The sequence below is a fragment of the Pseudomonas agronomica genome (assembly GCF_025917275.1).
GTDB lineage: Bacteria > Pseudomonadota > Gammaproteobacteria > Pseudomonadales > Pseudomonadaceae > Aquipseudomonas > Aquipseudomonas agronomica.
Genome location: NZ_JAOSHO010000214.1, coordinates 1 through 8,449 on the forward strand (window position 1 = coordinate 1; position 8,449 = coordinate 8,449).

The following is an 8,449-nucleotide window of genomic DNA, read 5'->3' on the forward strand; positions in this document are numbered from 1 at the left end:
TCGCTCCCACAATTGGGTCGAAGTGTAGGTGCAGTATCAAAACCGAACCTTACAACCGCCCCGCCGGCGCATAAGGCACAGGATCGATCACCGGCTCACGCCCCAACATCACATCCACAAACAACCGACAAGAAGCCGGCGCCAGCACTAACCCGTTGCGATAATGCCCACAGTTCAACCAAAGCCCCGCAAACCCCGGCACTTCGCCGATATAAGGAATCCCCTCCGGCGACCCCGGCCGCAACCCGGCCCAGTGCCCAGCCACCTCGGCATCGGCAAGCTCGGGAATAAGCGCCACCGCCGAAGCCTTGAGACTCTCCAGCGCCACATCGGTCGGCGTCTTGTCAAAGCCCTCGCGCTCCAGCGTACTGCCAACCAGGATGTGCCCATCACGACGCGGAATCGCGTAACGCCCCTTGGCCAGAACCATGCTCGACAGAAAATCCTCCGCGCACTTGTAAAGGATCATCTGCCCTTTCACCGGTTCGACAGGCAATTTCAAGCCCAGCGTCTTGAGCAAATCACCACTCCAGGCGCCAGCGGCCAATACCACATGATCGCCACGAATCTCACCCGCAGAACTGTCCACCCCCACCACACGCTCGCCATCACGAATGAACCCGTTGACCTCACAATGCTCATGAAGCGTGACATTGGGCAGCGCCAGCAAGGCCGCCTTGAGGGACTTCACCAGCCGGGGATTACGCACGTTAGCGACATCGGCCATGTAGATCGCCCGGGAAAATCCCGAACCCAGCACCGGCACCGCATCGTGGACCGCCGAGATATCCACAGCCCGCAGCGGGCGCCCTTCCCGTTTGGCCCAGGCCAGCGCTTCGTCCTGGTCGTCGAGGTCCAGCCAGTACAGCCCGGTGACATGCACTTGCGGATCAATCCCGGTAGCGGCGAACAAACGTTCGCCCAGCTGTGGATAAAAATCCTGCGACCAATGGGCCAATGCGGTGACCGCCGGGCTATAGCGCCACGGATAAAGGGGCGAAACGATACCGCCACCCGCCCAGGAAGCCTCCTGACCGACGCCGGAGCGATCCAGCAGCACCACACGCTGCCCTTCCGAGGCGAGATTGAATGCGGTCAGCAGGCCAATGACTCCGCCGCCGACGATCACCACTTGCTGTTGCCTGGTCATGTTCTGTTTCGACTCATAAGACAGAGGGCGCAAGACAGCGCCCGAAAAGAAAAACTCAGCGGCCCCAGCAATCCTTGGCGGTCAGCCCTGCTGCGGCGTTGACCATATCCCGCGTGCCCACATTATTGATTCTGAAATCACCGCACTTGTCAGTCGCCATGGACGAACCGCTTTTACGCACAGCGATCAGGGTGAAGGCTTGGTCAGCCAACGTCGGGACAATGGTGTAGAAACTGTTGCCGGCGCTCAGGCCGGTCGCGTTGGTGTAGACGTTGTTCTTCGAGTAGTAGCGCTCGAGGATCTGCGCCTGCTCCGACAATAGCGTGGCAATCTCGGTGCGCCGACCCTTCTTCATGTATTCGGTCAGGCTTGGATAGCCGATGGTGATCACGATACCGATGATCGCGATGACGATCATGATTTCGATCAAGGTGAAACCTCGGTTGGATCTGTGCATGCCTTACCTCACTGTATTTGCCGCCACATGATACGACGGCTGCCACCGACGGACTTGGTCAGCAGGTCGGTGATACCGCCCCCAGAGTCGTTCACCACCATATTGGTTGCTCCATTGGCATTGACGACAGCACTCAAGGTCGGGATCCCGCCCGTGAACACCACGCCAGCGGAAATCGTGTCGAGGGTATTGATCGAACCATCGTTATTGGTATCGAGTACCGCATAGTTGAGCATCTTACCGTTGAACGCATCCACTTCGATCAGCTTGCCGGTCCCGAAGCTGGCGCACGGGTCAGTGGTATCAACGGCGGCGGTCGTGAAGACAACACGCCCGAGCACCATGCTGGCCGGGTTGATGACCCGCTCCCCGGTCAAGGCGTTGTTGTACACCAGCGGTAAATACCAACCCTTCTTCGTGGGATAAGCCACATCGGTCTGGCTGATGGTCACGAATTGCCCCGTGGTGCCGGGAACTATCCCGGTGATCGATTGGGCTTGCAGGCTCGCCACGGTGATTTGTCCCGCGCCGCCGACAGCATCCCAGATCGAATAGAATCCTTGCAGATCCTTGTTGAGCTTGTCCGCCGACTCGTTGAACTTGCCAGTGCCGAAAAACACCTGGATGCCGCCCTGGGGATTTTCTGCCAGCAACGGTTGTGCCGTAATCGGCTGAGTCGCGCCGCCGGGAGCGGTGAATAACGGCTGGCCGGCAAACGCGAGGCCCCAGGCGGTCGGGGAGGTGCCACTGAGGTCGAACTTCCACATCCGCCCTTTCAAGTCTCCGCCGTAGGCCGCTTGCACCACGTTCTGGGAATTGACCCGCAGCTTGACCGACGAGAGGCCGTTATCGGTTTCGCTGCTGTTGACGACGATTTTGCGAATCAGCGAACCGTCGCGAATGTCCACCACGTACAACGCCGCCACGCCGCTGTTGCTGCCATAGCCGTTGGAAATGAACGCCGCCCAGCGACCGTCCGCCAGGCGCGCAACTTCCGGACGTGCATAGGCGTAGCCCAGGTCGTTGAAAGCGTTGGCCGTGTTGGCGATTGCTGGCGCGCTGATCTCCCAGAGCGCCCGGATCGCGTTGCCCGCCGACGCATCGAACAATTGCACCGCATAAAACGTCCGGCCACCGGCGCCGGTGCCGCCCAGGGCGAGGGTTTTCCAGACGTTGCCCAGTTGCGCATCGAATACGCCGACCTGCCCGTCCACCAGGAACTTGTGGCTCACGCCATTGATATAGGCGGGATCGGCGATCATCTCCAGCGAAGGCAGCACACTTGACGGCATGTAGGCGTAGCGCCGGGTTCCATTCGTGCTGTTGATCACGCTGAAGAAGCCGTCATTGCCATTCACCACCAGGCTGGCGCTCATGTTTGTCGCCTTGGTCGCCAGGTAGGTGCTGTAGCTGGTGTCGCCCACCAGGTCCGAGGCGGTCTGGTCGTTGGGCGAGGCCAGCGCCAGCGGTGAGTTGATGATGTCGCCGAGCAGGACGCTGCGTACCTTCAAGCCCGTCTTGTTGGTGCCCTTGCTCCACTCCACCAGGTCGTTGCCGGTGATACCGGTGGGCAAGCCTTGGCTCAGGCTGGTCTGCTGGGCTGGCGAGAAATTGCCGTAGGCCAGCGTGACTGGCACGTTGGTGGCAGTGTTCCACGACTGATAGATCGGCGCCGTGGCGCCGGGCACGATGGCCGTGTCGGTGGTCCATTGCACCGCCGCCGTGTTGACCGTACCGGACGAATTGAAGCCGAACGCCTTGATGGTGCCGCGCCAATCCTTGGGGTCATAGGTGGTCTGGTAGAAGCTGGAGGTGCTGGACAGCGACGCACCATTGCTGGTGCCGCCGCCTCCCGAGCCGGCCTTGGAGGTGATGTCGCTCAGGGCGGATGACAGCGCGGAGTTCAGGCCCTCGCTGTCGGTGGCCTGGTAATACTTGCCCGCACCGTAGCGGGCCGCGTCGGACAACATCTGGTTGGTGGCGGTAAATCCGACGGTGTAGGTGTTGAGGTATTGGCGACGGAAATCAGCCGATTCCCAGCTTTTTCCCGTGACGTCGGTGCCGGTGGTGCGCATGTCGATGTCGAAGGCGAATTTGGCGATGTCGTCCAAATACAGCGTATCGCCCTCGCCGTCTCCACTTGGATTATCACCATCGTTGGTACTGATGCCATCCCAGTTCGGCAAACGACTTCCCCCTAACGGGTCATTGGTGGGAAACGTCCGGTCGTAGGTTGGCAAGCCATCGGTGATCACCACCCCAAAATTCTTCTGGCAGCGGTACTGGATCGGACTGGTATAGGTGGTGGGGGTAGTGTTGTGGTACGGCGCCATGCCCCTGAAGTAGCGAGTGACTTCGTAATAGCTCTCGGCGAGCGGTGTATTCGCGACGGCGCCGAGGCCGTTAATGGCATTGATCAGGGAACTGTAGTTGGTATTGGCCTGGGTCTGGGTCACGCTACCGCTGACCGGCGACAGGTCGCTGACCGCGCGAGCAATGTACCCCCCCGGTCCGGAGTTGGTGCTGTTGGGCGGATTGAAGGTAGCAAGGCCTATACGCAACGCACGATTACCGGAAACCAAGTCATTGGAAACATCCCGGGCGACGTTGATTCGATAGTCGTTGGGAATCGAGCCGGTGGTGAAATCGCGATTCGAGCCGTTGGCGAGGGTCAGCAGATACGCCAGGTATTGGGTGGTATAGCGGGTGTTGCCACCGCCCACCGGGTCCGGCAAGCGCAGGCAGACCTTGCTCAGGTTATTGCGGTAGAACCCATACCAGCCGCTCGTGCAGTTACCCCGGAACAAGCTGGCCAGCAAAACGTTTCCGTCTTCGGGGTCCAGCAGCACACCGTTGGAACAACTGGTGTTGGAGCTGCAGTTATAAACAGCTGGACGCGACACATTCGGATCAAACCCCGCCGCCCAGATAATATTGTTCATACTCCCCGAATCGTCGATCAACAGCATCACGTTGGGCGTCACCGCCGCCGCGCTCAACAGTGGCGATTCCGAAGGCGTGAAGCCATAGACCGGCGCCGCCAGGTAAAGGCTGAGCAACGCCCCCCACAACGAACCGAGCAGCGCCCTAATATTTCGCATAGATGCTCTCCACCACGCTTCGCTGGTTGTTGCCCACCACAGCCACCGCGGTGATCCGGTACAGCGTCGCCGAGGTGTTGATCGGCACATTGACCGCCGCAAGCGTCGTACCGATGTTCTGCACGCCATAAAACCCACCGGCGGCGGCCACCCAGAGCACGCCAGACGCCGAGTTGCGCCCCGCCACCGTCACCGTCGCCGACTCGGCCGGCGGTGCGCACTGGGTCGTGGTGGTACAGACCGGCAATGAATACGTCTCGACCTGCACCGCGCTCTCCCCCACCCGCAGCGCAGCCTCGGCCAGCTGGAACGACTGGTTGCGCTGCATGACACTGCTGGTCATTTTTTCCTGCAGCGTGGCGCTCTGCATGGATGAAAGGCCGATCAACGTCAGCAGCAACAAGAAGACCAGGCTGACCAGCAATGCCATGCCGCGCTGGCCATGCTTGTGCCCCGTCTGAATCATCGATCGCCCCTTCATAGCAGCCGGTTTCGCAAAGCGGCAACCACGTTGAAGGTCTGGTCGCGCACGGTGTTCCGCGGATCGAACAGCGTCAGGGTCAGGCGCACGCTGCGGATCAGCGCCGGGTCGCTCGGGTTTGCGCTGTAGCTGGTGGCAGCGATGTCCGTCGCACTGCCGGCCATGCCGAATGTCACGTTGAATGCCCGCACATTGTCCACCAGCACCGCCATGGTCGGAGTGCCCACGCCACTGCCCAGCAGCAACTGATTGTTATTGAAGCCGTAGACCAGCCGGCGGATCGGAAAGGCCAGCTGACCCGTCGCGGGCGCGCGGGCGTTGGAATAGGCTGTCGCCGAGGTGCGGCAATCGGAAACAACAGTCCAGGTCGGTGCGTTACCGCCATTGCCAATATCCGCCGTCACCAGGGTCAACCTGCGGTTCGCATTGTCCCAGCGGATCGGTGTGATCTGGCTGGCCGCGAAACTGTTATCCGTGGAAGCATCGATGACGGTCGCCAGGCAACCGAACATGCCGACCATGCGAATCTCCTGGACCATCTTGCTCAAGGCAAAGCGCGCGTCCTCCTGCATGACGGCGGCAGCGTTCTGGCTGACATAAGTGTTCTTCGCCGCGATGAAAATCTGCACGACGCCCAACACCACGATGAGGCTGATGACCAGCGCGATCATCAATTCGATCAGGCCGAAACCCCGGCTGCGTCCGTTCATGGCGTCGCCGCCACCGGATCGACGGCGACGCGGCTGGTCAGCACGAAGCTGCGCCGCGCCTCGGCCGCGTTGGTCGTGTTGGCGGCCCGAGCGTCATCCCAGGAAATGGTAATGGTGTAGACCCGCTGGTTCAGTGCCACGGTGCCGGTGGCGGAGGCGCCGCCGAAGGCGACGATGTTGGTCTTGAAGTCGTACAGGTCCTGGTCCCGGGCCACGTTGAGGTTGGGTGAGCCGGGTGGAGCGATGGTGTAGTCGGCGCCAGAGTTGGCGCGGATGCGGTCCAGCAGGTCATAGGCAATGAAACTGGCCTGGCTGGTCATGCGCGAACTATCGGTGTATTTGAGCGCATTGAGCTGGATCATCGCCGCGCCCAGCAAGCCCACCCCGAGGATCAGCACTGCCACCAGCACTTCGATCAGCGTCATGCCCTCCTGCGCCTTTTTACTGCAACCCTTCATCCGCAATTTCCATTCAATACGATTCGTCCGTTGAGGCAAACATTCAGCGTCCTGCTTTGCGCCCCCCTTACGTAATTGAAGCTCACCGGCACGGCCAGGCCCGATAATCCGCCGAGGTTGTTGAAATCAATACTGGTCACATCTGAGGTTAGCGTCAGAGTCGCGCCGCTGCCCATCGCTGGAACAACCCGCAATACATTCGGGTTGGGCGGATTGCCAGTGTTGTCATACACGATCAGTTCGCCGTTCCAGGCACCACCCTGCGTGGTCGGGCGAACGCGCATGGTGATGCCACGGTTGATCGCTTCCATTCGGGCGAAGTTCAAGGCCCGCTGCAGGTCACCGATTTCGGTATCGGCCTTGGTGCTTTGCAGCGAACCGGTGAACGACGGCACCGCCATGGTAATCAGGATCAACAGCACGCCGAGGGCCACCAGCACCTCGATCAGCGTGAAACCTTTTGTACGAAGATCCATCGATGCCCTCCGTTGCCGTCGGCTATACCTGCCTTTTACACGCTAGAACAAACCATCACCGCGTGGGCGATTGTTTCAATTCAGGACGCAGGATCGCGTCGTTTTCGTACTCCAGGGAGGAGACGTCATGCATCAACAGGGCTTCAGCCTGATCGAACTGCTCATGGGACTGGCAATTGCCGCAATTGTTCTGCCTTGGGTTGGTACGAGCTACAAAGGACTGATCGAATCCATTGAACGCGAGGACACCGCGCAGCTGCTGCTCAGCGGATTGCGCAGCGCCCGCAGTGAAGCAATCACGCGTAACCGTCGTGTATTGATCCAAGGGATAGACAATGATTGGGGCAAGGGCTGGCGGATCACGCTGGACAACAAGGAAAAGACATTGCTGACGGAGCGCAGGAGCAGCGCTCGGGTAGTTGGCAACTCGACGGTCAAGCGCAGGATCAGGTTCGGCAGCCAGGGAGAGGCCCTGCATTCCAATGGCTCATTCCAGGCCGGCACGCTGCATGTGTGCGCCAAACGCCGGCCGGTCAGCCATCACCAAGTGATATTGGCGCCGTCCGGCCGCGTCCGCCTGGAAAGTATCGAGGCCGAGCAGGCCCTGTGTGCAAAAGGACTCAAAGCAGGGAGCGGACCCTCAGTTCCTTCGGCATCGAGAACGTGATGTTTTCCTCGCGACCGGCCAGCTCGTCAGCCCCGGTTGCACCCCAGGCCTGCAATTGCTGGATCACACCGCGCACCAGGACTTCCGGGGCGGAGGCACCGGCGGTAATGCCGATCCGCTCGACGCCGTCGAACCAGCTGCGTTGCATATCCTCCGCGCCATCGATCAGGTAGGCCGGGGTGGACATGCGCTCGGCCAGCTCGCGCAGGCGGTTGGAGTTGGAACTGTTCGGGCTGCCGACGACCAGGACCACGTCGCATTCGTCGGCCAGTTGCTTGACCGCGTCCTGACGGTTCTGCGTCGCGTAGCAGATGTCGTCCTTGCGCGGCCCGCCAATGGCAGGGAAGCGCGAACGCAAGGCGTCGATGACGCGACTGGTGTCATCCATGGACAGGGTGGTCTGGGTGACGAAGGCGAGTTTTTCCGGGTTGCGCACCTGCAGGGCCGCCACGTCTTCCTCGTCCTCGACCAGGTAGATGGCGCCGCCGTTGCTGGCGTCGTACTGGCCCATGGTGCCTTCGACCTCCGGATGACCTTCGTGGCCGATCAGGATGCATTCGCGGCCGTCACGGCTGTAGCGCGCCACTTCGATGTGGACCTTGGTGACCAGCGGGCATGTGGCGTCGAACACTTTCAGGCCACGGCCGGCGGCTTCGGTACGCACCGCCTGGGAAACACCGTGGGCACTGAAGATCACGATGACGTCGTCCGGCACCTGGTCCAGTTCCTCGACGAAAATAGCCCCGCGGCTGCGCAGGTCCTCGACGACGAACTTATTGTGCACCACTTCATGGCGCACGTAGATCGGCGGCCCGAACACTTCCAGGGCGCGGTTGACGATTTCGATCGCCCGGTCCACGCCGGCGCAGAAGCCACGGGGGTTGGCGAGTTTGATTTGCATGCTGTGCCTCGTGTCTTGCGCGCAAGAAATTGAATCAGTGCAATCCAG

General features: G+C 60.9%; 9 protein-coding genes. 1 reads left to right on the plus strand and 8 read right to left on the minus strand.

Annotation, left to right across the window (positions count from 1 at the left end):
• Positions 1-49: 49 nt before the first annotated feature.
• From thiO to OC610_RS15965, 7 genes are read right to left on the minus strand one after another with little or no spacing between them, the layout of a single operon-like run.
• The gene (gene thiO, locus OC610_RS15935) at positions 50-1,150 is read right to left on the minus strand and encodes a glycine oxidase ThiO (protein WP_264428950.1); all 1,101 of its coding nucleotides are present in this window, start codon (positions 1,148-1,150) and stop codon (positions 50-52) included.
• A gap of 55 nt (positions 1,151-1,205) precedes the next feature.
• Positions 1,206-1,607 carry a type IV pilin protein gene (locus tag OC610_RS15940; protein ID WP_264428952.1) on the minus strand — a complete coding sequence of 134 codons (402 nt, stop codon included), beginning with the start codon at positions 1,605-1,607 and terminating at the stop codon, positions 1,206-1,208.
• An 8-nt stretch (positions 1,608-1,615) separates the two neighbouring features.
• Positions 1,616-4,708, minus strand: coding sequence for a pilus assembly protein (locus tag OC610_RS15945; protein WP_264428953.1), 3,093 nt, complete (start codon positions 4,706-4,708; stop codon positions 1,616-1,618).
• The gene (locus OC610_RS15950; protein ID WP_264428954.1) at positions 4,695-5,174 is read right to left on the minus strand and encodes a pilus assembly PilX family protein; all 480 of its coding nucleotides are present in this window, start codon (positions 5,172-5,174) and stop codon (positions 4,695-4,697) included. The genes OC610_RS15945 and OC610_RS15950 overlap by 14 nt, the downstream gene beginning before the upstream one ends.
• 11 nt (positions 5,175-5,185) lie before the next feature.
• Positions 5,186-5,899 (minus strand): PilW family protein, encoded by a 714-nt coding sequence (locus OC610_RS15955; protein WP_264428955.1) that lies wholly within the window; start codon positions 5,897-5,899, stop codon positions 5,186-5,188.
• Complete coding sequence (pilV, locus tag OC610_RS15960; protein WP_264428957.1) at positions 5,896-6,357, minus strand: type IV pilus modification protein PilV; 462 nt, start codon at positions 6,355-6,357, stop codon at positions 5,896-5,898. The genes OC610_RS15955 and pilV overlap by 4 nt, the downstream gene beginning before the upstream one ends.
• On the minus strand, positions 6,354-6,833 hold the full coding sequence (locus OC610_RS15965; RefSeq protein WP_264428958.1) for a GspH/FimT family pseudopilin: 480 nt from the start codon (positions 6,831-6,833) through the stop codon (positions 6,354-6,356). The genes pilV and OC610_RS15965 overlap by 4 nt, the downstream gene beginning before the upstream one ends.
• A gap of 127 nt (positions 6,834-6,960) precedes the next feature.
• On the opposite strand from OC610_RS15965, the gene OC610_RS15970 reads away from it, so the two are divergent.
• Complete coding sequence (locus OC610_RS15970) at positions 6,961-7,500, plus strand: GspH/FimT family pseudopilin (protein ID WP_264428960.1); 540 nt, start codon at positions 6,961-6,963, stop codon at positions 7,498-7,500.
• Here OC610_RS15970 and ispH read toward each other — a convergent pair.
• Entirely contained in the window at positions 7,454-8,401 is a 948-nt protein-coding gene (gene ispH, locus OC610_RS15975; protein WP_030140280.1) for a 4-hydroxy-3-methylbut-2-enyl diphosphate reductase, read from the minus strand. The two genes, OC610_RS15970 and ispH, sit on opposite strands and share 47 nt — an antisense overlap.
• Between the last annotated feature and the right edge of the window lie 48 nt (positions 8,402-8,449).

Bases quoted from the DNA above. Each gene is read 5' to 3' on its own strand.
- OC610_RS15940 (WP_264428952.1), bottom strand. From the start codon at position 1,607: ATGCACAGATCCAACCGAGGTTTCACCTTGATCGAAATCATGATCGTC.
- OC610_RS15965 (WP_264428958.1), bottom strand. From the start codon at position 6,833: ATGGATCTTCGTACAAAAGGTTTCACGCTGATCGAGGTGCTGGTGGCC.
- OC610_RS15950 (WP_264428954.1), bottom strand. From the start codon at position 5,174: ATGATTCAGACGGGGCACAAGCATGGCCAGCGCGGCATGGCATTGCTG.
- pilV (WP_264428957.1), bottom strand. From the start codon at position 6,357: ATGAAGGGTTGCAGTAAAAAGGCGCAGGAGGGCATGACGCTGATCGAA.
- OC610_RS15955 (WP_264428955.1), bottom strand. From the start codon at position 5,899: ATGAACGGACGCAGCCGGGGTTTCGGCCTGATCGAATTGATGATCGCG.
- OC610_RS15970 (WP_264428960.1), top strand. From the start codon at position 6,961: ATGCATCAACAGGGCTTCAGCCTGATCGAACTGCTCATGGGACTGGCA.
- ispH (WP_030140280.1), bottom strand. From the start codon at position 8,401: ATGCAAATCAAACTCGCCAACCCCCGTGGCTTCTGCGCCGGCGTGGAC.
- OC610_RS15945 (WP_264428953.1), bottom strand. From the start codon at position 4,708: ATGCGAAATATTAGGGCGCTGCTCGGTTCGTTGTGGGGGGCGTTGCTC.
- thiO (WP_264428950.1), bottom strand. From the start codon at position 1,150: ATGACCAGGCAACAGCAAGTGGTGATCGTCGGCGGCGGAGTCATTGGC.